Annotated in this window: 22 protein-coding genes; 15 read left to right on the top strand and 7 right to left on the bottom strand. The window is 70.8% G+C overall.

From position 1 onward, the window contains the following. Positions 1-116 precede the first annotated feature (116 nt). The 9 genes from JJ691_RS36630 (at position 117) to JJ691_RS36590 (ending at position 8,867) form a co-directional block, all read left to right on the top strand. Positions 117-971: a fumarylacetoacetate hydrolase family protein gene (locus tag JJ691_RS36630; protein ID WP_211764109.1), complete on the top strand. Its 855-nt coding sequence runs from the start codon at positions 117-119 to the stop codon at positions 969-971. A 1-nt stretch (position 972) separates the two neighbouring features. Further along, positions 973-2,274 carry an enolase C-terminal domain-like protein gene (locus JJ691_RS36625; RefSeq protein ID WP_211764108.1) on the top strand — a complete coding sequence of 434 codons (1,302 nt, stop codon included), beginning with the start codon at positions 973-975 and terminating at the stop codon, positions 2,272-2,274. Continuing rightward, the gene (locus tag JJ691_RS36620; RefSeq protein ID WP_211764107.1) at positions 2,271-3,023 is read left to right on the top strand and encodes an SDR family NAD(P)-dependent oxidoreductase; all 753 of its coding nucleotides are present in this window, start codon (positions 2,271-2,273) and stop codon (positions 3,021-3,023) included. Before JJ691_RS36625 ends, JJ691_RS36620 begins: the two co-directional genes overlap by 4 nt. A gap of 17 nt (positions 3,024-3,040) precedes the next feature. After that, on the top strand, positions 3,041-4,084 hold the full coding sequence (locus JJ691_RS36615; RefSeq protein ID WP_211764106.1) for a sugar ABC transporter substrate-binding protein: 1,044 nt from the start codon (positions 3,041-3,043) through the stop codon (positions 4,082-4,084). Further along, positions 4,084-5,580 carry a sugar ABC transporter ATP-binding protein gene (locus tag JJ691_RS36610; protein WP_211764105.1) on the top strand — a complete coding sequence of 499 codons (1,497 nt, stop codon included), beginning with the start codon at positions 4,084-4,086 and terminating at the stop codon, positions 5,578-5,580. The genes JJ691_RS36615 and JJ691_RS36610 overlap by 1 nt, the downstream gene beginning before the upstream one ends. Then, entirely contained in the window at positions 5,573-6,577 is a 1,005-nt protein-coding gene (locus tag JJ691_RS36605; protein ID WP_249227244.1) for an ABC transporter permease, read from the top strand. The genes JJ691_RS36610 and JJ691_RS36605 overlap by 8 nt, the downstream gene beginning before the upstream one ends. Further along, positions 6,577-6,888: an L-rhamnose mutarotase gene (locus JJ691_RS36600; protein WP_211764103.1), complete on the top strand. Its 312-nt coding sequence runs from the start codon at positions 6,577-6,579 to the stop codon at positions 6,886-6,888. The genes JJ691_RS36605 and JJ691_RS36600 overlap by 1 nt, the downstream gene beginning before the upstream one ends. Next, positions 6,885-7,832: an aldo/keto reductase gene (locus JJ691_RS36595; protein ID WP_211764102.1), complete on the top strand. Its 948-nt coding sequence runs from the start codon at positions 6,885-6,887 to the stop codon at positions 7,830-7,832. The genes JJ691_RS36600 and JJ691_RS36595 overlap by 4 nt, the downstream gene beginning before the upstream one ends. 183 nt (positions 7,833-8,015) lie before the next feature. Then, positions 8,016-8,867 carry an amidohydrolase family protein gene (locus JJ691_RS36590; RefSeq protein ID WP_211764101.1) on the top strand — a complete coding sequence of 284 codons (852 nt, stop codon included), beginning with the start codon at positions 8,016-8,018 and terminating at the stop codon, positions 8,865-8,867. On the opposite strand, the gene JJ691_RS36585 is transcribed toward JJ691_RS36590, so the two are convergent. Next, complete coding sequence (locus JJ691_RS36585) at positions 8,851-9,525, bottom strand: FadR/GntR family transcriptional regulator (protein ID WP_211764100.1); 675 nt, start codon at positions 9,523-9,525, stop codon at positions 8,851-8,853. The two genes, JJ691_RS36590 and JJ691_RS36585, sit on opposite strands and share 17 nt — an antisense overlap. Positions 9,526-9,747: 222 nt before the next feature. Between JJ691_RS36585 and nagA the strand changes: the two genes are divergently transcribed. Together nagA and JJ691_RS36575 are read left to right on the top strand one after the other, a co-directional pair. Beyond that, the gene (nagA, locus tag JJ691_RS36580) at positions 9,748-10,935 is read left to right on the top strand and encodes an N-acetylglucosamine-6-phosphate deacetylase (RefSeq protein WP_211764099.1); all 1,188 of its coding nucleotides are present in this window, start codon (positions 9,748-9,750) and stop codon (positions 10,933-10,935) included. 36 nt (positions 10,936-10,971) lie between these two features. After that, on the top strand, positions 10,972-11,517 hold the full coding sequence (locus tag JJ691_RS36575; protein ID WP_211764098.1) for a YciI family protein: 546 nt from the start codon (positions 10,972-10,974) through the stop codon (positions 11,515-11,517). A 37-nt stretch (positions 11,518-11,554) separates the two neighbouring features. Here the strand turns inward: JJ691_RS36575 and JJ691_RS36570 are convergent, their stop codons facing one another. The 4 genes from JJ691_RS36570 to JJ691_RS36555 all read right to left on the bottom strand — a co-directional run bounded on the left by JJ691_RS36570 (position 11,555) and on the right by JJ691_RS36555 (position 15,754). Then, positions 11,555-12,607, bottom strand: coding sequence for an SIS domain-containing protein (locus JJ691_RS36570; RefSeq protein ID WP_211764097.1), 1,053 nt, complete (start codon positions 12,605-12,607; stop codon positions 11,555-11,557). Positions 12,608-12,704: 97 nt separating this feature from the next. Then, on the bottom strand, positions 12,705-13,529 hold the full coding sequence (locus tag JJ691_RS36565; RefSeq protein WP_211764096.1) for a carbohydrate ABC transporter permease: 825 nt from the start codon (positions 13,527-13,529) through the stop codon (positions 12,705-12,707). A 1-nt stretch (position 13,530) separates the two neighbouring features. Next, the gene (locus JJ691_RS36560) at positions 13,531-14,526 is read right to left on the bottom strand and encodes a carbohydrate ABC transporter permease (RefSeq protein WP_249227243.1); all 996 of its coding nucleotides are present in this window, start codon (positions 14,524-14,526) and stop codon (positions 13,531-13,533) included. Between the two features lie 4 nt (positions 14,527-14,530). Continuing rightward, positions 14,531-15,754 (bottom strand): extracellular solute-binding protein, encoded by a 1,224-nt coding sequence (locus JJ691_RS36555; RefSeq protein WP_211771933.1) that lies wholly within the window; start codon positions 15,752-15,754, stop codon positions 14,531-14,533. Between the two features lie 295 nt (positions 15,755-16,049). On the opposite strand from JJ691_RS36555, the gene JJ691_RS36550 reads away from it, so the two are divergent. Beyond that, complete coding sequence (locus tag JJ691_RS36550) at positions 16,050-16,811, top strand: GntR family transcriptional regulator (protein ID WP_211764095.1); 762 nt, start codon at positions 16,050-16,052, stop codon at positions 16,809-16,811. Positions 16,812-16,817: 6 nt separating this feature from the next. Here JJ691_RS36550 and JJ691_RS36545 read toward each other — a convergent pair whose 3' ends face one another. Beyond that, on the bottom strand, positions 16,818-18,536 hold the full coding sequence (locus JJ691_RS36545; protein WP_211764094.1) for an IlvD/Edd family dehydratase: 1,719 nt from the start codon (positions 18,534-18,536) through the stop codon (positions 16,818-16,820). Positions 18,537-18,677: 141 nt separating this feature from the next. On the opposite strand from JJ691_RS36545, the gene JJ691_RS36540 reads away from it, so the two are divergent. The 3 genes from JJ691_RS36540 to JJ691_RS36530 all read left to right on the top strand — a co-directional run bounded on the left by JJ691_RS36540 (position 18,678) and on the right by JJ691_RS36530 (position 22,564). Further along, on the top strand, positions 18,678-20,204 hold the full coding sequence (locus tag JJ691_RS36540; protein ID WP_442912504.1) for an MFS transporter: 1,527 nt from the start codon (positions 18,678-18,680) through the stop codon (positions 20,202-20,204). Between the two features lie 86 nt (positions 20,205-20,290). Continuing rightward, entirely contained in the window at positions 20,291-20,971 is a 681-nt protein-coding gene (locus JJ691_RS36535) for a hypothetical protein (protein ID WP_211764093.1), read from the top strand. A 633-nt stretch (positions 20,972-21,604) separates the two neighbouring features. Further along, positions 21,605-22,564, top strand: coding sequence for a S1 family peptidase (locus tag JJ691_RS36530; RefSeq protein WP_249227242.1), 960 nt, complete (start codon positions 21,605-21,607; stop codon positions 22,562-22,564). A gap of 170 nt (positions 22,565-22,734) precedes the next feature. Here JJ691_RS36530 and thiE read toward each other — a convergent pair whose 3' ends face one another. Continuing rightward, positions 22,735-23,376: a thiamine phosphate synthase gene (gene thiE, locus JJ691_RS36525; protein WP_211764091.1), complete on the bottom strand. Its 642-nt coding sequence runs from the start codon at positions 23,374-23,376 to the stop codon at positions 22,735-22,737. Between the last annotated feature and the right edge of the window lie 15 nt (positions 23,377-23,391).

The following is a 23,391-nucleotide window of genomic DNA, read 5'->3' as shown; positions in this document are numbered from 1 at the left end:
CACCCCATGGAGTCATCGGATCAGTTCGGTCAATGTTCCCGCCCTGAGTCTGGACTTCGCTCGACTCAGCGGATATACATCGGATGTCTTTCGGTTCGAGCGAGGAGGAACCCTCCGTGCAGCTGCTGCGCCTCGGCGCTCCCGGTAGCGAGCGCCCCGCCGTCCGCACCGAGGAGGGCGTCGTCCACGACCTCCGCCCGGTGACGGCCGACATCGACGGAGCCTTCCTCGCCGGCGACGGCCTGGCCAGAGTCCGTGCGGCCTTGACCGCCGGGGAGCTGCCGGCCCTCGACGTGTCGAACGAGCGGATCGCCCCGCCGCTGGCCGGCATCGGCAAGATCATCTGCATCGGGCTGAACTACTCCGACCACGCCGAGGAGACCGGGGCCACCGCGCCGAGCGAGCCGGTGCTGTTCCTCAAGACGCCGGACACCGTGGTCGGCCCGTACGACGAGGTGCTGGTACCCCGAAAGTCCGTGAAGACGGACTGGGAGGTCGAGCTGGGCGTCGTCATCGGCAAGACGGCCCGCTACCTCGACACCCACGCCGACGCGCTGGCCTGCGTCGCCGGCTACGTGACCTCGCATGACGTCTCCGAGCGGGAGTTCCAGATCGAGCGCGGCGGCACCTGGGACAAGGGCAAGAACTGCGAGACCTTCAACCCGCTCGGGCCGTACCTGGTGCCCGCCGAGGATGTCGGCGACCCGCAGGACCTCGGCCTGCGGCTGTGGGTGAACGGCGAGCTGAAGCAGGACTCCTCCACCAAGAACATGATCTTCCCCGTGGCCGAGGTGATCCGCTACCTCAGCCAGTTCATGGTCCTGCGCCCCGGCGACCTGATCAATACCGGCACTCCGGCGGGCGTGGCGCTGGGCCAGCCGGACCCCAAGCCGTACCTGCGTCCGGGCGACGTCGTCGAGTTGGAGATCGACGGCCTCGGCCGGCAGCGGCAGACGTTCGGGGCGGCCTGAGATGGCCCGTGTTGTCGAACTCGACGTGCAGGACATCCGTTTCCCCACGTCGCGGGAACTGGACGGGTCCGACGCGATGAACCCGGACCCGGACTACTCGGCCGCCTACGTCACCCTGCGCACCGACGACGGCCCCGACGGCTACGGCCTGGCCTTCACCATCGGCCGCGGCAACGATGTGCAGGCCGCAGCCATCCGCGCGCTGGCCCCGCACGTGGTCGGCAAGCCCGTGCCGGAGACCGCCGCCGACCTGGCGGCGCTCTCGCAGGAGCTGATCGGCGACTCGCAGCTGCGCTGGCTGGGCCCGGAGAAGGGCGTCGTGCACATGGCGATCGGCGCGGTGGTCAACGCCGCGTGGGACCTCGCCTCGCGTCGGGCCGGCCTGCCGCTGTGGCGGTTCCTGGCCGGCATGACGCCGGAGGAGATCGTCGGGCTGATCGACTTCCGTTACCTGTCCGACGCGCTGACCCCGGATGAGGCGCTGGGCATCCTGCGCAAGGCCGAGCCGACCCGGGCCGGCCGCATCGCCCAGCTGACCGAGCAGGGCTACCCGGCCTACACCACCTCGCCCGGCTGGCTCGGCTACTCCGACGAGAAGCTGTCCCGGCTGGCCAAGCAGGCCCTGGCCGAGGGCTTCGACATGATCAAGCTCAAGGTCGGCGGCGACCTGCACGACGACGTGCGCCGGATGAAGCTGGCCCGCGAGGTGGTCGGTGCCGGCGTGCGGGTCGCGGTGGACGCCAACCAGCGCTGGGACACCGACGCGGCGATCCGCTGGATGCGCGAGCTGGCGCCGTACTCGCCGTACTGGATCGAGGAGCCCACCTCGCCCGACGACGTGCTGGCCCACCGGGCGATCGCCGACGCGCTGGCCCCGATCAAGATCGCCACCGGTGAGCACGTGCAGAACCGCGTGGTGTTCAAGCAGCTGCTGCAGGCCGGCGCGGTCGACGTGGTGCAGATCGACGCCTGCCGGGTCGGCGGTGTCAACGAGAACATCGCGATCCTGTTGCTGGCGGCCAAGTTCGGCGTGCCGGTGTGCCCGCACGCCGGCGGCGTCGGCCTGTGCGAGCTGGTCCGGCACCTGTCCTTCTTCGACTACGCCGCGGTGTCCGCGTCGATGGACGGCCGCGTCATCGAGTGGGTCGACCACCTGCACGAGCACTTCACGGATCCGGCCGCGGTTGTCGGGGGCCGCTACCTCGCGCCGGCCCAGCCCGGTTTCTCCGCGCAGTTGCGGGAGGAAACGCTGAGCCGGTACGTGTATCCGGACGGTCCCGTGTGGACGGAGGGTGTGGCATGACCGACTTCGAAGGCCTGGCCGCGGTTGTCACCGGCGGCGCGTCCGGCATCGGCCGCGCCGCGGCCGAACTGCTGGCCTCGCGTGGCGCACAGGTCGCGGCGCTGGACGTCAATCCGGACGAGGTCGCCGCGCCGCTGGTCGGAATCCGTTGCGACGTAACGGATGACGAGTCGGTGGCGGCCGCGGTCGCGGAGGCGGCGCAGCGGTTCGGCCGGCTGGACATCGTGATCAACAACGCCGGCATCGGGGCCCAGGGCGACGTCGCCGCCAACGACGACGAGCAGTGGCACCGGGTGCTGGACGTCAACGTGGTGGGCATGGCCCGGGTCGCGCGGCACGCGCTGCCGTGGCTGCGCCAGTCGCCGGCGGCGGCGATCGTCAACACCTGCTCCATCGCCGCGTGGGCCGGTCTGCCGCAGCGGGCCCTGTACTCCGCCAGCAAGGGCGCGGTGTACGGGCTGACCCTGGCGATGGCCGCCGACCACGTGCGGGAAGGCATCCGGGTCAACGCCGTCGCCCCCGGCACCGTGGACACCCCCTGGGTCGGCCGGCTGCTCGACGCGGCGCCCGACCCCGCCGCCGAACGGGCCGCGCTCCAGGCGCGCCAGCCGTCCGGGCGGCTCGTTTCCGCCGACGAGGTGGCACACGCCATCTGTTACCTCGCCAGCCCCCTGTCGGGATCGACCGCCGGCACCGTGCTCGCGGTGGACGGCGGTATGTACGGCCTGCGCCTTCGGCCGCCGAGCTAGACGAGAAACGAGGAACGATGGACAAGCGCAGCATCCTCACCGTGGCGGTGTGCGTCGCGCTGGCCGGCACGCTGGCCGCCTGCAACCGCGGGGACGCCGCCGGGGCCGGCGACAGCGCCGGCGTCGGCCCGATCGGCGTCGACTTCCCCCGGGCCGACTCGGACTTCTGGAACTCGTACAACAAGTACGTGCCGACCGAGGCCAAGGACCTGGGCATCAACCTGATGACCCCGACCAACTCCCAGAACGACGTCACCAAGCTGGTGTCCAACGTGCAGGCGCTGACCGCGCAGGGCGCCAAGGCGATCGTGATGGCCCCGCAGGACACCGGCGCCATCGCCAGCACCATCACCCAGCTCAACTCGCAGAAGATCCCGGTCGTCACGGTCGACACCCGGCCGGACAAGGGCGGCGCCTACATGGTGGTGCGCGCCGACAACAAGGCGTACGGCGAGAAGGCCTGCAAGTACCTGGGCGACCAGCTCAAGGGCAAGGGCAAGGTCGTCGAGTTCGAGGGCGACCTGTCCTCCATCAACGGCCGCGACCGGTCCGAGGCGTTCGGCGACTGCATGAAGCAGAACTACCCGGGCATCACCGTGCTGGCCGAGCCGACCAACTGGGACGGCGCCAAGGCCTCGGCCGCGCTGCAGACCGACCTGACCGCCAACCCGGACATCAACGGCATCTACATGCAGGCCGGCGGCGTGTTCCTGGCCCCGACGCTGCAGCTGCTGAAGTCGACCAACCACCTGATCCCGGCCGGTCAGCCCGGGCACATCACGATCATCTCCAACGACGGCATCCCGCAGGAGTTCGACGCGATCCGGCAGGGCCAGATCGACGCCACCATCTCCCAGCCGGCCGACCTGTACGCCAAGTGGGCGCTGTTCTACGCCAAGGCCGCGGTGCAGGGCAAGACCTTCAAGCCCGGCCCGACCGACCACAACAGCACGATCCTGGACGTCGGCGGCGGCCAGTTGGAGGACCAGCTGCCGGCCCCGCTGGTGACCAAGGACAACGTGGACGACAAGAGCCTCTGGGGCAACCAGGTAGCCAAGTGATGAACGCAGTCGAGGCCAGCAACATCACCAAGCGGTTCGGGCAGACCGTCGCGCTGAACGACGTGCACATCACCGTCGCCGACGGGGAAACGCACGCGCTCGTCGGTCGCAACGGCGCCGGCAAGTCCACTCTGGTCTCCATGCTGACCGGCCTGAACCGGCCGGACAGCGGGGAGATCACCTTCCGCGGCGAGCCGGCGCCGCCGCTGTCCGACCGCCAGGCGTGGCGGACCAAGGTGGCGTGCGTCTACCAGAAGTCCACCATCATCCCGACCCTCACCGTTGCCGAGAACCTGTTCATCAACCGGCAGAACCTCGACGGCGGACCGGTGATCAGCTGGTCTCGGCTGCGGCACACCGCGGGCGACCTGTTGTCCGAGTACGGCGTCGACGTCGATCCCAACGTCGAGGCCGCCGCGCTCACGGTCGAGCAGCGGCAGCTGGTGGAGATCGCCCGGGCGCTGTCGTTCGGGGCCAAGTTCATCATTCTCGACGAGCCGACCGCGCAGCTGGACGGGCCGGCGATCGAGCGGCTGTTCGAGCGCATGCGCTCGCTGCGCGCGGCCGGCGTCACGTTCCTGTTCATCTCCCACCACCTCCAGGAGATCTTCGAGATCTGCCAGACGGTGACGGTGTACCGGGACGCCCGGCACATCGTCACCAGCCCGGTGGCGGACTTGTCCCGCAACCAGCTGGTGGAGGCCATGACCGGCGAGGCCGTCGGCCTCGGCGCCGGGGCCAGCCGGCCCGCGGTGGGCTCCGAGTCCATTTTGGACGTTCGCGGGCTGGCTCTCGGCAAACACTTCAGCGGCATCGACCTGTCGATCCGCAAGGGTGAGGTGGTCGGCATCGCCGGCTCCGGCAGCAGCGGCAAGGTGGAGCTGGGCGAGGTCATCGTCGGGCTGCGCAAGGCCGACGCCGGAACCGTTGCCGTGTCAGGGAAAGCCCTCAAGCCCGGCAGCGTGCCGGCCGCGCTGGCCGGCGGCGTCGGCTTCGTGCCGGAGGACCGGCACAAGGAGGGCTTCGTGCCCGGTCTGAGCATCGCCGAGAATGCCACCTTCCCGATCACCGGGCGGCTGGGCCGGTTCGGCGCGATCTCCGGCCGGCGCCGGACCGCGGTGGCCGAGAAGATGATCGACGACCTGGCTATCAAGACTTCCGGGCCGGACCAGGACGTGGCCGACCTGTCCGGCGGCAACCAGCAGAAGGTCGTGATGGCGCGGGCGCTGTCCAGCGACCCGTCGCTGCTGGTCCTGATGGACCCGACCGCGGGCGTGGACGTGAAGTCCAAGGAGAACCTGCTCGACGCGGTCGACCGGGCGGCCACCGCCGGCACCGCGGTGCTGGTGATCTCCGACGAGCTGGACGACCTGCGTCCCTGCGACCGGGTGCTGGTGATGTTCCACGGCTCGGTGGCCGGCGAGTTCCCCGCCGGCTGGACCGACAACGAGCTGGTCAGTGTGATCGAAGGGATCGGGGAGAGCAGTGGTGAGTGACGTGTCCACCCCGGTCGCGGCCGCCCGGCCGCGGCTGCAAGTCGCCAAGCTGCGCGACCTGGCGCTGCTGCCGGCGATCCTGGTGCTGCTGGTCGTCGGCTTCATCGCCAGCCCGATCTTCCTGACCGGCGGCAACCTGCTCAACGTCGTGCAGCAGCAGTCCGAACTGGGCCTGGTCGTGCTCGGCGAGGCGCTGGTGCTGATCGTCGGCAAGATGGACCTGTCGCTGGAGTCGACCCTGGGCTTCGCACCCGCGCTGGCCATGGTGCTGGTGCTGCCGTCCTCCGAACACGGGCTCGGGATCGGGCTGCCCGAGTGGACCGCGCTGCCGGTGTGCCTGCTGGCCGGCGTGCTCATCGGCGCCATCAACGCCTTCCTGGTGCTGCGGCTGCAGCTGTCCGGCTTCATCATCACGCTGGGCATGCTGATCACCATTCGCGGCGTGCAGCAGGGCCTGACCGTCGGCCAGTCGCTGTCCAGCACGAACATGCCCTCGCTGTACTACCTGGGCAACGCCACCTGGTTCGGCGTGCACGCCTCGATCTGGATCTTCCTGGCCCTGTTCGTGATCGCCATCGTGTTCGTCGGCTACTTCCGGCACGGGCGCTCGCTGTACGCCATCGGCGGCAACGAGGCCGCGGCCAAGGCCGCCGGCATCCGCACCACCAGGGTCACCACCGTGGTGCTGATCGTCGCCAGCGTGCTCGCCGCCCTGGCCGGCGCCATGATGGTCGGCCACTACGGCAACGTCACCGCCAGCCAGGGCTCCGGCTGGATCTTCAACGCCTTCGCCGCCGCCGTGCTCGGCGGCGTCAGCCTCAACGGCGGCAAGGGCACCCTGTTCGGCGCCATGTGCGGTGTGCTGATGCTGGGGCTGGTGCAGAACATCCTCACCCTCGCCCACGTGAACCCGTACTGGCTCGGGGCCGTCAACGGGGCCATCATCATCGGCGCGCTCGTGCTCGCTCGGCTGACGACCGGAAAGGCCCAGGACTAGTGGAGACCGTCGCCCTGCACACCCGGCTCAAGGCCGGGCGGGAAGCCGACTACGAGGCCGTGCACGCCGTCATCCCTTCCGACCTGGACGTGGCCTTGAGGGCCGCCGGCGTCCATTCGTGGCGGATCTGGCGCAGTGGCCGGGACCTGTTCCACCTCGTCGAGGTCGAGGACTACGCCCACATGCGGGAGTTCCTGGCCGAGCATCCGGCGAACGTGCCCTGGCAGGCCCGGATGGCCGAACTCCTGGAGGTCCAGGACGACTACTCCGGCGCTGAGCCCTCCGTCAACCTCGTGTGGGCCCTGCCGTGATCTCCGGCCTCGGCTTCGGCGGCGCGCCGATCGCGAACCTCTACACCCCAGTGTCCGATGTGGACGCCCGTGCCACCGTGGACGCCGCCTGGGACGCCGGTGTCCGCTACTTCGACACCGCGCCCCACTACGGCTTGGGCTTGTCGGAACGCCGCCTCGGCGCGGCTCTGTCCGCTCGCCCCCGCGACGAGTTCGTCATCTCCACCAAGGTCGGCCGCGTCCTCGAGCCTTTCGGCGGCGGGGGGCTCGATGACGCGGGCTTTCTCGTGCCCGCCACCCATCGCCGCGTCTGGGACTTCTCCGCCGACGGCATCCGCCGCTCCCTCGACGCGTCCCTGGCCCGCCTCGGCCTCGACCACGTCGACATCGTCTACCTGCACGACCCCGACAACCACTGGGAGCAGGCCATTTCCGAGGGCCTACCCGCGCTACAGGAGTTGAAGTCCCAGGGCGTCATCCGGGGCATCGGCGTCGGCATGAACCAGTGGCAGATGCCCGAGCGTTTCATCCGCGAGGGCTCCCTCGACTACGTCATGCTCGCCGGCCGCTACACCTTGCTGGAACAGGAATCCCTGGCTTCGTTCCTGCCCCTGTGCCTGGACCGTGGCGTCTCCGTCGTTTCCGTCGGCGTTTTCAACTCCGGGCTGCTGGCCCGTCCCGAGGTTCCCTCCGACGCCACCTACAACTACTCCGCTGCCCCTGCCTCGATGCTCGAACGCGCCCGCCGCATCGCCTCCGTCTGCTCGCGTCACGGCGCCGTCCTGCCCCAGGCCGCCCTCCAGTTCCCCTTCGGCCACCCCGCCGTCAAGGCCATCGCCGTGGGCGCCCGGACTCCTGGAGAGATCACCGAGAACGCCGCGTTGTTCGCCGACAAGGTCTCCCCGGACCTCTGGGCCGAGCTCAAGGTGGAAGGTCTGCTCGCACACGAGACCCCAACCCCCTGACCGCCACCCCACCTACTAGCCCCGCCCCGGACAGCATCCCAGCCCCTGGGGGAGAACAGCCCCCACCCGATCCCGGGGTGGCGTCCCAGGCCCAGCCTACCCGCGGTGGTGGGAAGTCGATCTTGGAAGAGGGGGTGCCTGTGGATAGCCGGCGCCCTGTGGACAACCACGTTGGAGCAGGTCATGAGGGTTGACGCGCATCACCACATGTGGGATCTGGCCGTGCGGGACCAGCCGTGGACGGCGGAGCCGGGGCTGGCGGAGACGCTGCACCGGACGTTCACCCTCGACGACCTCAAGCCGCTGACCGACGCCGCGGGCATCGAGGCGAGCGTGCTGGTGCAGACGATCACGGTGGCGGCGGAGACGCCGGAGTTCCTCAAGCTGGCGGAGGCCGATCCGTTGGTGAAGGCGGTGACGGGGTGGACGGATCTCACCGAGCCTGACGTGGCGGAAACCCTGCAGGGCCTGAAGGAGAGCGCCGGCGGAAGGTGGCTGAAGGGGATCCGCCACCAGGTGCAAGGGGAGCCGGACCCGGCATGGCTGATCCGGGACGACGTGCTCCGAGGCCTGAAGGCGGTGGGGGAGGCGGGCCTGGTGTACGAACTGCTGACGCTGCCGCACCAGCTGCCGGCCGCGGTCGCGGCGGTCACAGCGTTGCCGGAGACGAGCTTTGTGCTGGACCACTGCTCGAAGCCGCCAATCACCACGGGCGAGCTGGAGCCCTGGGCGACGCGGTTGCGAGAGCTGGCGGAGCTGCCGAACGTGACGTGCAAGCTGTCGGGCCTGGTGACGGAGGCCAGCAAGCAGTGGTCGGTCGAGGACCTGCGGCCGTACACGGAGGTGGTGCTGGCGGCGTTCGGCCCGGACCGGGTGATGTTCGGCTCGGACTGGCCGGTGTGCCTGCTGCACGCCACGTACGTGCAGGTGGTGGAGGCGACAGAGCAGTTGACGGAGGGACTGAGCGAGGCCGAGCGGGACGCCGTCTGGGGCGGAACGGCGGCCCGGATCTACGGGATCACGCCAGGTCTTTGAGCCACTGCTCGACGCCGGCGACGTGCACGGTCGACCACGAGCGGGCCAGCTCGGTCTGACGGGCGGCCAGTGCGTCGACGATGGCCCGGTGCTCGGCGACGGTGCGGTCGACGGCGCTGGCCTGGGTGATGCCCCGCCAGATGCGCACCCGCACGGTCGGCCCGGCCAGGGAGTCGAGCAGTTGGGCCAGGTAGGCGTTGCCGGAGGCCTGCACGACCCGGCGGTGGAACTCCAGGTCGTGCTCGACGAGCTCCTCGACGGACTCGGCGGCGGCCGCGGCGTCGCAGAGCTCCCGCAGGGCGGCGACCTCCTGGTCGTCGATGCGCTGGGCGGCCATCGCGGCGGCGGCCGGCTCCAGGATGCGCCGGACCTCCAGCACCTCCAGCACGGAGTCCTCGCCGCGGTGCAGGTCCAGCACGAACGACAGCGCGCCGAGCAGGTCGTCGGCCCGCAGGCTGGACACGTAGGTGCCGTCGCCCTGACGCACGTCCAGCACCCTGACCAGCGACAACGCCTTCACGGCCTCGCGCAGCGAGTTGCGCGACAGGCCCAGGCGCTCGGCCAGGTCCGCCTCCCGGGGCAGCCGGTCGCCCGGCTTGAGCTCCCCGGAGACGATCATCTCCTTCACGCGCAGGATCGCGTCGTCGGTGACTGCCACGACCGCCTCTAATCGTTTCGCCAGACCTCGGATGTTTCGTCACCAGTATGCGTCATGACGTGTCCGATCGTGATCGTGGACATGACAACGGGGTGAACCGGCCCGCCGAACGGAGTATCCTGTCAGGAAATGACCAAAACTCAGGTCATTTAGTGGATGATTGACTGGACGTCGACCGCCGGGGCCCGTACCGTCTAATGGTCTGGACCAATGGAGGGCAACTTGGACGCCGTAGTCGCAGCGCCACGAGCACTTGTCGACGGGGCCATGACCGGCCCGGTCGCGGTGCGGATCAAGGGCGGCCGTTTTGTCGACGTCGTCGACGGCCACGCTGGCGCGACCGAGGTGCTATCCACCGGCCTGCTCACCGCGGGCCTGGTCGACGTCCAGATCAACGGCGCCTTCGGCGTGGACTTCGCCGACACGGACGCGGCGGCGCTGCGCACCGTGGCCGAGTCGCTGCCCTCCACCGGCGTCACCCGGTTCCTGCCCACGCTGATCACGGCCCCGGTGCCGACCGTGCTGCGCCAGGCCCACGCCGTGGTCGCGGCCGCGCAGACGCTGCCGGCCGCCGGTGTGGCCCGGCCGCTCGGCCTGCACCTGGAAGGCCCGTTCCTGTCGCCGGTGCGGCACGGCGTGCACGACGCCGGCCTGATGGTGGCCCCCGAGCCGGCCAACCTGGACCAGTTGCTGGCCGACGAGATCGTCGCGGCGGCGCTGCGCATCGTCACCCTGGCCCCGGAGATGCCGGGCGGCCTCGACGCGGTGCGCCGCCTCGTGGACGCCGGCGTGGTGGTGTCGGTGGGCCACAGCAACGCGACCGCGGCCCAGACCATCGCCGCCGCGGATGCCGGCGCCTCGATGGTGACGCACCTGTTCAACGCGCAGAGCCCGTTGACGCACCGGGAACCTGGCGTGCCGGGCATCGCCCTCACCGACAACCGGTTCATCCTCGGCCTGATCGCCGACCTCGCGCACGTCGTCGGCCCGATCTGCAAGCTCGTGTTCGCCGCTGCCGGCCCACGCGTCGCCCTGGTGACCGACGCCGTCGCCGCGGCCGGCATGCCGCCCGGCCGCTACCGCCTCGGCGGGGCCGACGTGCTGCTCACCGAGGCCGGCGTGCCGCGCTCGCCCGACGGCACCATCGCCGGCAGCGCCCTGACCCTGGACCGCGCGGTGCGCAACATCGTCTCGTTGGGAGTGTCCGAACGGGACGCTCTGATCGCCGCCACCCGCACCCCGGCCGACGTCATCGGCGAGAAGTGGCTGGGCCGCATCGCCCCCGGCGCGGTCGCGGACCTGGTGTGGTGGGACGACGACCTGCGCCCCCGCAAGGTCTGGGTGGACGGCGAGGTCGCCTTCGACGCCGAGGTCGACGACTACGCGGAACTGGCCACTGCCGGCAATTAGCATTGCCGCGCACGGACTCGGTGGTAGGACTGCGGCGTGGAGTTTCTCTGCTATCACCGCGACCGGCCCGATTCCGGGGCACTGCGTGACGAACTGCTCGAAGCGCACTGGTCGTACATGGACGGGTTCGCGGCCGAGATGATCGCCCGCGGCCCGACCCTCGCCGACGACATGGACACGGCCACCGGCAGCGTGCACATCCTCGACCTGCCGAACGCCGCTGCCGCCCGCGCGTTCGCCTTCGACGAGCCGAACTACCAGGCCGGTGTGTACCGGGACGTGCTGCTGCGCCGGTGGCGCAACACGCTGGGGCGCACGATGTGGGAGTTCCCGGGCGGCCGGACCGGCGGCAACCGCTACCTGGTGCTCGGCCTCGGTACCGGGGAGGCCGCCGACCTCGCCGCGCCCGACCTGGACGGGCTGATCGCGTACGGGCCGCTGCTGGCCGATGACGGTGACACCTGGCTGGGTACGGCGGCGTTGCTCCGGGCGTCCGACGCGGATGCGGCCGGCGCCGTCCTGACCCCGGGTCGGTATGCCGACATCGAGGTCCACAACTGGCAGTTCGGCGGACGCGAATGAGGCTCGCTCCGACCGGAGCGAGCCTCACGTTCTGACGTCAGCGAGTCTTGGTCACCTTGTTGAGGCCGCGGGGGCTGTCGGGGTCGCCGCCGCGGGCCAGCGACAGGCCCAGGGCCAGGCGCTGGATGGGCAGGACCTCCAGCACGGGGGCGACCTCCTCGGCGGTCTCGGCCACCGGGATGCGCAGGGCGGCGGAGACCCGGGAGGCGGCCGAGCCGACGGCGAAGACGTCGGCCCCACGGGAGTGGATCACGTCCAGCACCTCGCTCATCGCCGCCCCGCCCTTGCCGGCGCTGGTGATGGCCAGCACCCCGGTCTCGGCGTCGACGGCGGCGACCGGCCCGTGCAGCAGGTCGGCCCCGCTGTAGGAGCGGGCCGACAGGTAGCTGGTCTCGGCCAGCTTGAGGGCGGCCTCGGCGGCGGTGGCCGACGAGTAGCCCCGACCGGTGGTGAGCACCCGGTCGACGAAGCGGAACCGCTGCACGGCCTCCTGCACGGCGGCGGCCGAGTCGTCCAGGGTCCGCTGGGCCAGCTCACCCAGCGGCGCGGCGTGCTCGCCGGAGCCGCCCCGCACGGCGTCGATGAGCAGGTACAGCGCGAGCAGCGTCGCGGAGTACGTCTTGGTGGCGGCGACGGCCAGCTCAGGGCCGGCGCCGACGTCCACCGACAGCTCGGCGGCGTTGTTCAACGGTGAGTCGGGCGTGTTGGTGACGGCCACGGTCAGCGCGCCGCGGGCCCGCGCCGACTCGGTGACCTCCAGCAGGTCGGGGGAGCCGCCGCTCTGGCTGACCGAGATCAGCAGCACGTCGGTGAGATCGGGCTGGGCTCCGTACAGCGTGGTCGTGGACGGCGACACCAGCCCGGCCGGCAGCTGCAGCAGCACCTCGATGAGGTACTTGGCGTACAGCGCCGCGTGGTCGCTGGAGCCGCGGGCGGCCAGCAGGGCGAAACGGGGCCGCCGCGCGGACACCTGCGCCGCGATCTCCGCGATCTCGCCGCGCCGGGCGACGAGATCGGCGAAGATCTTGGGCTGCGCGGCGACCTCGGCACTCATGTGCTGCCCGGCCGACGGTTCGGTCTGGCGGGTCATCGTGCTCCTTGGGTCTCAGGGTCCTGTGGCGGCGGCCCAGATCCGACGTGGTCTCGACGGTAGTCCATCGGCGGCCCCCAGGGGCCCTTCAGCGGGCTCAGCCCTTGACCGCGCCGGCGGTCACCCCCGAGACCAGGTTGCGCTGCACGAACAGGAAGAAGACCAGCACCGGGATGGTGAACACCGTCGAGGCCGCCATCGCGCCGCCCCAGTCCGTCCCGAACACCGAGACGAAGCTGGACAGCCACACCGGCAGCGTGACGTTGCCGGGGTCCTGCAGGAACGTCAGCGCGTACAGGAACTCGTTCCACGCGGTGACGAAGCTGAACACCGAGGTGGCGACCAGGCCGGGGCCCAGCAGCGGCAGCGTGACCCGGCGGAACGCCGCCCACCGGCCGCAGCCGTCGACCATGGCGGCCTCCTCCAGGTCGACCGGGATGCCCTTGACGAAGCCGCGCAGCGTCCACGCGGTGAACGGCAGGGCGGCCGCGAAGTAGACCAGGATCAGCCCGGGCAGGGCGTTGAGCAGGTCGAACGAGCGGATCATCAGGTACATCGGGATGAGCAGCGCCTCGAACGGCGCCATCTGGGCCACCAGCACCAGCAGCAGGAAGCCCTTGCGCCCGCGGAACCGCAGCCGGGCCAGCGGCACCGCCGCCAGCAGGCCGGCGACCAGCGCGAAGGCCACCGCGGCCAGGGCCACGATCAGGCTGTTCTCCAGCGAGTTGAGGAAGCCCTTCTTGCTGATGCCGTCGATGAAGTGCTGGAACGTGACGCCCAGCGGCACCAGGTCGTAGCTGTCGGACAGGAGCTGGTTGGCCGGCTTGAGCGCGGTGGCGACCATCCAGTAGATCGGGAACGCGAACAGCACCGCGACCAGCAGGCCGACCACCGAGACCAGCCGCTTCTTGGTCTGCCCCATGTCAGTCCACCTCCTCGGTGCGCAGCATCAGCCGCAGGTTCTGGGCGGTGAGCACGACCAGGCAGAGGATCATGATCACGCTGACCGCCGCCGCCGCGCCGAAGTGGCTGGTGGCGATGCCCTTGAGGTACTGCAGCGTGGGCAGCGTCTGGCTGCCGCCGTCGGGACCGCCCTGGCGGATGGCCCACACCTGGGTGAACACCTTGAAGTCCCACAGCAGGGACAGGAAGATCACCACGTTGACCAGCGGCCGCAGCGCGGTCCAGGTGACCGCGCGGAAGGTCTGCCAGCTGCTCGCGCCGTCCAGGCCCGCGGCCTCGTACAGGTCCGCCGGCACTCCCAGCACGCCGGCGTACAGGGTGAAGGCCACGAACGGGATGCCCTGCCAGGTGATCAGGATGACGATCACCGTCATCGTGCTCAGCCCGGTCTGGAACCACGAGTAGTGGTAGAAGCCGGTGAAACCCAGCTCGACCAGGGTCTTGTTCAGGATCCCGTAGTTCTGGTCGAACATCCACTGGAACACGGTGGTCGCGGCCAGGATGGGCATTGCCCAGGCCAGCACCAGGGCCAGCTGCAGCACCACCCGCACCCAGCCGTACACGTGCTTCATCAGCAGCGCCACCAGCAGGCCGCCGCCGACGGTGCAGACCACGCAGGCCGCGGTGAACAGCACGGTGCGCAGGGTGATCTGCCAGAACTCCGAGTCGGACAGGATCGTCCGGAAGTTCTCCAGACCGTTCCAGACGACCCGGCCCGAGGCGAGCTCGCCCAGGTCGAGCTTCTGGAAGCTGGTCAGGACCACGGACAGCACCGGCCAGCCGAGCATCACCAGGATGGTGGCCGTGGCCGGCAGCAGGAGCAGGTACGGCAGCGAGCGCTGGCTGAACAGCCGGCGCACCAGCTTGCCGAACCCGGACCCACCGCCCGAGACAGTGGAACGCGGTGCCGGCGGGGTGGTCCCCGCCGGCACCGCGGCCTTCGTCGTCACCGACACCAGATCAGCTCGCCGACTGCAACGTCTTGTTGATGGCGGCGTCCGCGTCGCCGACGGCCTGGTCGACGCTCTTCTGACCGGTGAGGAACGCGGTCAGCGCGGCCTTGATCGGGTTGTCCGCCTCGACCGCGGCCCACTTCGGGGTGATCGGGGTGGCCTTGCCGTTCTTGGCGCCGGCGGCCATCGCCTTGCCGGTCTCGGTGCTGTTGAGCGCGCTGGTGTCGGTCGAGGTGCCCGGCACCGAGCCGTTGGCGGCCAGCTGCGACTGGTACTTGGCGCTGGTCTCCAGCTTCAGCCAGTCCTTGGCCAGGTCGGCGTTCTTGCTGTTGGCCGGGATGGCCAGGTCGGAGCCGCCGAGGAAGACCGGCGCGGTCTGGCCCGCGGTCTTGGACGGGATCGGGAACGCGGCGAACTTGCCCTTCAGGTCGGGGTTCGCCTTCTCCACCGCGGCCAGCTCGTAGCCGAAGCCGATGAAGCTGGCGGTGCTGCCCTTGGCGACCACGTCGGACTGCTGCGGGGTGGCCTCGTCGGCGTCCTTGGGCGCGGACGTGCCGGAGGTGTCGCCCAGCTGCTTGTAGAAGTTGAACGCGGCCTTGCCGGCCGGCGAGTTGATCGCCGACTTCCAGTTGGCGCCGCTGCCGGTGGCCAGGTCACCGCCCTGGTCCCAGAGGAAGGACAGCCACACGTACCAGTCCTGGCCGGGCAGGTACAGCGGGTCGATGCCGGACAGACCCTTGAGCTTGGTCAGGTCGGACAGCCACTCGTCGTTCGAGGTCGGCGGCGCGGTGATGCCGGCCTGCTGGAACAGGTCCGTGCGGTAGATGACCACGCGGTTGGCGGCGTAGAACGGGACGCCGTACTGCTTGCCGTCCCACGCGCCCTCGTCCTTGAGCGCCGACAGCCACTGGCTGCCGTTCAGGTCGTTCACGGAGTCGCTGACGTCCAGCAGGGTGCCCTGCGAGCTGTACTGGGCCACCTGCGTGTTGCCCAGCTCGATCACGTCCGGGCCGCCGCTGGTGCCGGTCAGCGCCGTGGTCAGCTTCTGGCCGATGCCGTTCCACTGCTGGACCTGGTAGTTGACCTTGACGCCCGGGTGGGCCGCCTCGAAGTCCTTGTCGATCCCGGCGACCATGGGGTCCGGCGCCGAGCCGCTCATCAGCCAGACCGTGAGGGTCTTGCTGTCACCACTGCCACTGCTGGAGCCGCCGCCGCAACCGGCTGCCACCATCGACACCGCGGCGACGCCTACCGCCGCCACGATCCACTTTCTCCGCAGCCCACTCTTACGCAGCACGGTTTCCGCCCTTCCACCCCGGCTCACCTGCCGGACGAGCTTGTCTGGTGCAGACCAATTTGGTGTAGACCAATGAGGAAAAAGGGTGTGCCGTGCCACACTCGATGTCAAGGTCGTTGCGAGACCGTTGCAAAGTCATCGGACGAATGACCGGGGGTGTGATCGCACAGGCAGCGGTTGACAAGGCATCCTGTTCGCTGGGGAGTGGGCGGAAGTTTAGGAGGAGGCCATGCTCGAAACCTCACCGGCCGGCGGCGACGCCGGGTTGCGGTCGCGTGCGCAGCGTGAACCCAAGTACTGGGGTCTCAAGCGGCATCTGCTCGACCTGCTGCGATCCATGCCGCCGGGGTCGCCGATACCGACGGAACGCTCGCTCGCGGCCGACTTCGACGTCTCGCGCACCACGGTTCGGCAAGCGCTTGCCGAACTGACGGTGGAAGGCCGGTTGCTGAGGGTGCAGGGCAAGGGCACCTTCGCCGCCGAACCCAAGGTGGCGCAGCGGTTGCAGCTGTCTTCGTACACACAGGACATGCTGGCCCAGGGCCGCCAGCCGTCCTCCCGGCTGCTGGAGGCATCCGAGGAGGCGGCCGACGCCGAGCTGGCCCGCTACCTCGGCGTGCGGGCCGGGGCCAAGGTCCTGCGGCTGCACCGGCTCCGGCTGGCCGACGGCGAGCCGATGGCCCTGGAGACGACCCACCTGGCGCTGGGACGGTTCCGCGGGCTGCGCCGCTACGTCAGCTCCGGCGGCTCGCTGTACCAGGTGCTGCGCGAGCGCTTCGGGGTGGAGATGGGCCACGCCGAGGAGACCATCGAGACCGCGCTGGCCACGCCCGAGGAGGCGGAGCTGCTCGGCGCCGACATCGGCCTGCCGATGCTGCTGCTGTCCCGGCACTCCTTCGACACCGAGGGCAACCCGGTGGAGTGGGTGCGCTCGGTGTACCGGGGCGACCGGTACAAGTTCGTGGCCACGCTGAACCGGCCCAGCGACTGAGGCGCATCAGTGGTTTCCCGGCGGCACGGGCGCGCCCGAGCCGCCGACCAGGAAGTCCAGGTCGGCGCCGCGGTCGGCCTGGCCGACGTGGTCCACGTACAGCCGCACCCAGCCGCGCTCGGCCGCGCGGGGCGGCGGAGTCCACGCCGCCCTGCGGGCGGCGAGTTCGCCGTCGTCCACGGCCAGGTGCAGCCGGCGGCCGGCCACGTCCAGCTCGATCAGGTCGCCGTCGCGGACCAGCGCCAGCGGCCCGCCGACCGCGGACTCCGGGGCCACGTGCAGCACCACCGTGCCGAAGGCGGTGCCGCTCATCCGGCCGTCGGAGATGCGCACGGCATCGTCCACACCGGACTCCAGCAGCTTGCGCGGCAGCCCGAAGTTGCCGACCTCGGGCATGCCGGGGAAGCCGCGGGGGCCGACCCCGGTCAGCACGAACACGCTGTCCCGGTCGCATTCGACAGTGTCGATGCGGGCGTGCAGGTCCTCGACACCATGGAAGACCACCGCACGGCCGACGTGTTGCAGCAGGGACGGTGACGCGGCGGCCGGTTTGATGATCGCCCCGTCCGGAGCCAGGTTGCCGCGCAGCACGGCCAGTCCGGCGTCCGTCCGCAGTGGATCGGTCGCGGTGCGGATCACCTCGCGGTCGAACACCTCGGCGTCGACCACGTTCTCGGCGACCGTGCCGCCGGTCACGGTGATCGCGTCCGGGTGCGGCAGCCGGTCACCCAGCTCGCGCAGCACCGCCGGTAGGCCGCCGGCGTAGCAGAAGTCCTCCATCAGGAACCGGCCCGCCGGCATCAGGTCGACCAGCAGCGGCACCGACCGGCCCAGCCGATCCAGGTCGTCCAGGTCGAAAGTCACGCCCAGCCGGCCGGCCAGGGCCAGCAGATGCACCGCGAAGTTGCTGGAGCCGCCGATCGCCGCGTTCACCACGACGGCGTTCTCCAGCGCCTGCCGGGTGGCGATCGAGGACATCCGCACGTCCTCGCGCACCAGGTCCACGATCCGGATGCCGGTCAGGTGGGCCATCGCCTTGCGGCGCGAGTCCACCGCCGGCAGCGCTGCCATGCCGGGCAGCGACAGCCCCATCGACTCGGCCCAGCAGCCCATCGTGGACGCGGTGCCCATGGTGTTGCAGTGGCCGGCCGACCGGGACATGCAGGCCTCGGCGGCGTTCATGTCGGCCTGGGACATCGCGCCGGTGCGACGGGCGTCGGCGAACCGCCAGACATCGGTGCCGGAGCCCAGCTGCTTGCCGCGGAACCGGCCGTTGAGCATCGGGCCGCCGCCCACCACCATCGTCGGCAGGTCCACGCTGGCCGCCCCCATCAGCAGCGCCGGCGTGGTCTTGTCGCAGCCGGTCAGCAGCACCACGCCGTCCAGCGGGTTGGCCCGCAGCGTCTCCTCGACGTCCATCGAGACCAGGTTGCGGAACAGCATGGTGGTCGGCCGCATCAGGATCTCGCCGAGCGAGGTCACCGGGAACTCCATCGGCAGCCCGCCGGCCTCGTACACGCCCCGCTTGACGTGCTCGGCGGTCTCCCGCAGGTGCGCGTTGCACGGCGTGAGGTCGCTGGCGGTCTGGCAGATGCCGATCACCGGCCGGCCGTCGAAGGCGTGGTCGGGATGCCCCTGGTTGCGCAGCCAGGAGCGGTGGGTGAAGCCCAGCACGCCCTGGTCGCCGAACCAGCCGTGACTGCGGAGTGCTCGCGTTTCGGCCATGTGGCGGACGCTAGTCACACCCGCGCGGCGCTGGGAAGGACGAATCCGGTGAGGGCGGGGAAATTCCCTGTATGTGCAGCGAAGGCGGACTTGGTTGCATCCGACTTGCGTCGGGCCGGGTGGCGGGAGCACGGTGCTGCCATGACCACCATGGGCTATCCGTCGACGGGTGTGCGCTGGGGCAGCGCGCAGGCCCGGGGCGTGCTCGCCGCCACCGTCTGCGGCTCGGGCATGGCGATGCTGGACGGGACTGTCGTGAACGTCGCCCTGCCCAAGATCGGCGCCGAGTTCGGCGCCTCGGTCACCGGGCTGCAGTGGGTGCTCGACGGCTACCTGCTCGCGTTGGCGTCGCTGATCCTGGTGGCCGGCTCGCTGGGCGACCGCTACGGCCGGCGCCGCATGTTCGAGGTGGGAGTGATCTGGTTCGGCCTGGCTTCGGTCCTGTGCGGCGCGGCGCCCACCACCGGGGTCCTGGTGGCCGCCCGGGTGCTGCAGGGCGTTGGCGGGGCGCTCCTGACCCCGGGATCGCTGGCCATCCTGCAGTCGGCCTTCGCCCACGACGACCGGGCCCGGGCCATCGGCGCGTGGTCCGGGCTGGGCGGCGTGGCCACGGCGGTCGGGCCGCTGGTCGGCGGCCTGCTCATCCAGGCCTGGTCGTGGCGGCTGGCCTTCCTGATCAACGTGCCGGTCGCGTTCCTGTGCGTCTACCTGTGCCGGCGCTACGTGCCCGAGTCCCGCGACACGACCATGACCGGCCGCCCCGAGGTGAGCGGCACAGTGCTGTGCGCGCTGGGGCTGGCCGGCATCACCGGGGCGCTGGTCGAGGGGCCGTCCCGCGGCATGGGCGATCCGGTGGTGCTGGTCGCGCTGGTCGTCGGCGTGCTGGGGCTGGCCGCGTTCTGCGTGCTCCAGGTGCGTGAGCGCGACCCGCTGGTGCCGCCGGACCTGTTCGCCAACCGCACGTTCACCGTGGCCAACCTGCTGACGTTCCTGCTCTACGCCGCCCTGGGCGGCGTGATGATGCTGATGGTGATGCAGCTGCAGGTGTCCCTGCACTACCCGCCGGTGCTGGCCGGCCTGGCCGGGCTGCCGATCACGGTGATCATGCTGTTGCTGTCGGCCCAGTCCGGGAAGCTGGCCCAGCGCATCGGCCCGCGGCTGCAGCTGATCGTCGGCCCGATCCTGGTCGGCGTGGGCATGCTGATGCTGCGCTGGGCCGTGCCGGGCGCCTCCTACCTCACGGGCGTGCTGCCCGGGGTCGTGGTGTTCGGCTTCGGCCTGCTGTGCGCGGTCGCCCCGGTGACGGCGACCGTGCTGGCCGCCGCGCCCGACCGGCACGCCGGCGTCGCCTCCGGCGTGAACAACGCGGTGGCCCGGACCGGTTCGCTGCTCGCGGTGGCCGTGCTGCCGGCGGCGGCCGGCATCACCGGCGAGAAGTACGCCGATCCGACCGCGCTGACCGCCGGCTGGCAGATGGCCCTGCTGATTTGCGCGATCGCCGCGGTGGCCGGCGGCCTGATCGCCTTTTTCATCGACAACAAGGTGCTCGGCCAGCCGTCGCCGCCGGCGGTTGTCGAGGATTCCCCGCATCCGGGCGATTGCCTGCACTGCGGTGTGGAAGGGCCGCCGACCCACGTGGTGCCGCAACGATCGTCCACAGTGGACTGAGCGGGGTGTTCGTGCTCACGATCGCCCAACCCGGGGAGTGTCCGCCACGTCTGGTGCGTTGGTAGTGCGGTAGGGGATTGGGAGCGATGAGCGAGCACAAGGACAAGGAGAACGGCACGAATCGGCTGGACATCAAGCCGACGCAGGTCACGGCGGGCGCCCTGGCGGCTGTCACCGCGGCCGTACTGGGGTCGAAACTAGGGGTCGCGGGCACCGTCGCCGGCGCCGGGCTGGCCAGTGTGGTCGGCACCGTGGGCACGGCCATGTACGAGCGTTCGATTCATGCCGCCAAGGACCGGGTCACGTCCCGGATCAAGCAGGAGGAGCCGCCAGCCGGCGCGTCCCATGACGCCGAGACCGTCCGGCTGATGGTCGAGCCGCCCAAGCAGGAGACCGGCAAGCGCCGGTGGCCGAAGATGGTCGCCGCCACGGTGGTCGCCTTCGTGCTGGGCATGGGTGTGCTGACGGTGGTCGAGCTGGTCGGCGGCCAAGCCAGCTCCGGCAACGGCCAGCGCACCACCGTGGGCGCGTTGTTCGGGCAGCCGGGGCAGACCAGCGCGCCGCACCCGACGAGCACCGCGCCGACCAGCACCTCCACCACGACCACGTCGAGCACCGCGCCGACCACGACATCGAGCACGCCGCCACCGTCGTCGAGCACGTCGTCCGAGCCGACGACCACACCGTCGTCGGCGACAACCGTCACGACGACGACCCAGCAGCAGTCGACCAGCACCAGCGGCGGCCCGCCGCCCGGGGCGAGCTAGCCGCTGTCGGCGCGGCGCGCCAGGGGCCAGGCCGGCCGCCGCCGAAAAGATCAACTCGGCTGCGGCCGGATGGCTGAGCGGTCACGGCGGTGTCCGGACGGGCAACCGGTCGCGGCCGGCGGTATGGAACAGCAAATCCGCGTGGCGTTACTTAAACGTCAACTGTTAACCGCTACTCGTCGTACCCAGGCGGGCGGCGGGTGTGACACGCTTTGCGCCCGATCGGACTGTTCACCGAACAACGTTCGGCGAGGCGTCGCGTGGGGGAGGGATTTGTGGCAGCGGTGACGGCTGAACCCCGGAGAGTCAGAAGTGGGGGGAAGGTGGGGCGACCCCTGCCGCCGCCCCACCGCCCGTCCCCCTGAAAGGCTCGGGAAGGGGTCCCTGCAACCGCCACTCCCGAGTCCCCGCATCCGAAGATGAGGGAGACGTCTGATGAACCGCACTCATGCGGCTCGGATCACCGGCGCTGCCCTGTTGTCCATCGGCCTCGCCGCTACTGTCAGCGTACCGGCAGCCGCGACTTCTGCGCCCGTCTCTGTCGATACGTCCACGAATGGTGTGGTCATATCACCCGATGTAGCGAGCGCGCTGCAACGGGATCTGGGTCTGTCACCCGGTCGGGCGAGGGAGTTGTTCGCCCAGCAGGATCGTGCCGAAGCGCAGGTCGCAACCCTGCGCACAGTCCTCGGGTCGATCTTCGCCGGATCTTGGTTCGATTCCGCCGCCGGCAAGGCCGTCGTGGCGGTGACCGACATCACATCCGTGCCGAGGCTGGCCGCGGCGGGTGTCGAGGCGAGGGTCGTCACCCGATCGGACGCACAACTGGCCGCGGCAGCCGACGGGCTGCGGACCCGAGCGGTCCCGGCCGGGGTTGTCGGCTGGTACGTCGACCTGCCGACCGACCAGGTTGTGGTTCAGGTTCTGGACCGTTCGCCGGCCACCGACGCCTTCGTCGCCACCGCCGGCCCGGCCGCCCGCGCGGAGACCGTCAGCGAGCGACCGCGACCGCTCTATGCCGTCCGCGGCGGTGACGCCTGGTACGGCTCGAACTTCCGGTGCTCGGTCGGATTCAGCGCGACCGACGCCGCCGGCGGCAAACACTTCGTGACCGCCGGGCACTGCACCGCCGGCGGCGGTGCGGCATTCGGGTACAACCAAGTTTCACTCGGTCGGCTCAACGGCAGCCACTTCGGCACCGGCGGGGACTACGGCCGGGTCGACGTGAGCAGCGGCCAGTGGACGCTGTCCGGGGTCGTGGCCAACGGCGGCGGCACCGTGGCGGTCAAGGGCTCCGCCGAGGCCGCCGTCGGCGCCGCGGTCTGCCGGTCCGGCTCCACCACCGGCTGGCACTGCGGCACCATCCAGGCCAAGAACCAGACCGTGGTCTACTCCGAGGGCACCGTCACCGGTCTGACCAGGACAAACGTCTGCGCCGAGGCTGGCGACTCGGGCGGCGCGTGGATCAGCGGCAACCAGGCCCAGGGCGTCACCTCCGGCGGCTCCGGCGACTGCACCCGCGGCGGCACCACCTACTTCAGCCCGGTCAACCCGGCGCTGAACGCCTACGGACTTCGGCTCGTGACGAGCTGATTCCCGGGTGGGCACCCCCTGCAAGCCCACCTGCCCCGGCGGCCGGCCTCCCTGCGCCCGGCCGCCGGGGTTCTTTCTTCCCACGTGAGTAGCTCATGTGACGTTTGTGCCGCACCTGAGTGGCTCACTTGGCCTTGCGACCAAGTGAGCCACTCAGATGGGTTTCCGAGTCAGAGGCGGGACTTCAGCTCCTGGGCGGCGGCGCGGGGGTCCTCGGCGTCGGTGATGGCCCGGACCACCACGATCCGCCGGGCCCCGGCCGCCAGCACCTCGTCCAGCCGGCCCAGGTCGATGCCGCCGATGGCGAACCAGGGCCGCTTCGACGTCACATGGCGCACCAGATCCAGTCCGGGCGCCGGCCGGCCGGGCTTGGTCGGGGTGGGCCAGCAGGGGCCGGTGCAGAAGTAGTCCACGCCCGGCTCCACGGCCGCGGCGTCGGCCTGCGCGAAGTCGTGGGTGGACCGGCCGATGGCGATGTCGTCGCCGGCGACGCGGCGGGCCAGCGGCACCGGCAGGTCGTCCTGCCCGAGGTGCAGCACGTCGGCCCCGGCGGCGACGGCGACGTCGGCCCGGTCGTTCACGGCCAGCAGCGCGCCGTGGCGGGCGCAGGCCTCGGCGAGGATCTCCAGCGCGGCGAGTTCGGGCTTGGCCTCCATGCCCTTGTCCCGCAGTTGAATGACGTCCACGCCGCCGGCGAGCGCGGCGTCGGCGAAGGACGCGAGGTCCCCGGTGGCGGTGCGGGCGTCGGTGCACAGGTACAGCCGTGCGTCCGCGAGCCGCTTCCTGATCTGTTCTCCATCCAGTCCTGGCACGGGTGCTACGGTAGA

The sequence above is a fragment of the Kutzneria sp. CA-103260 genome (genome assembly GCF_018263855.1).
Lineage (GTDB): Bacteria > Actinomycetota > Actinomycetes > Mycobacteriales > Pseudonocardiaceae > Kutzneria.
The sequence above is the reverse complement of the archived record's forward strand: the minus strand, read 5'-3'. Positions and strand labels throughout refer to the sequence as shown.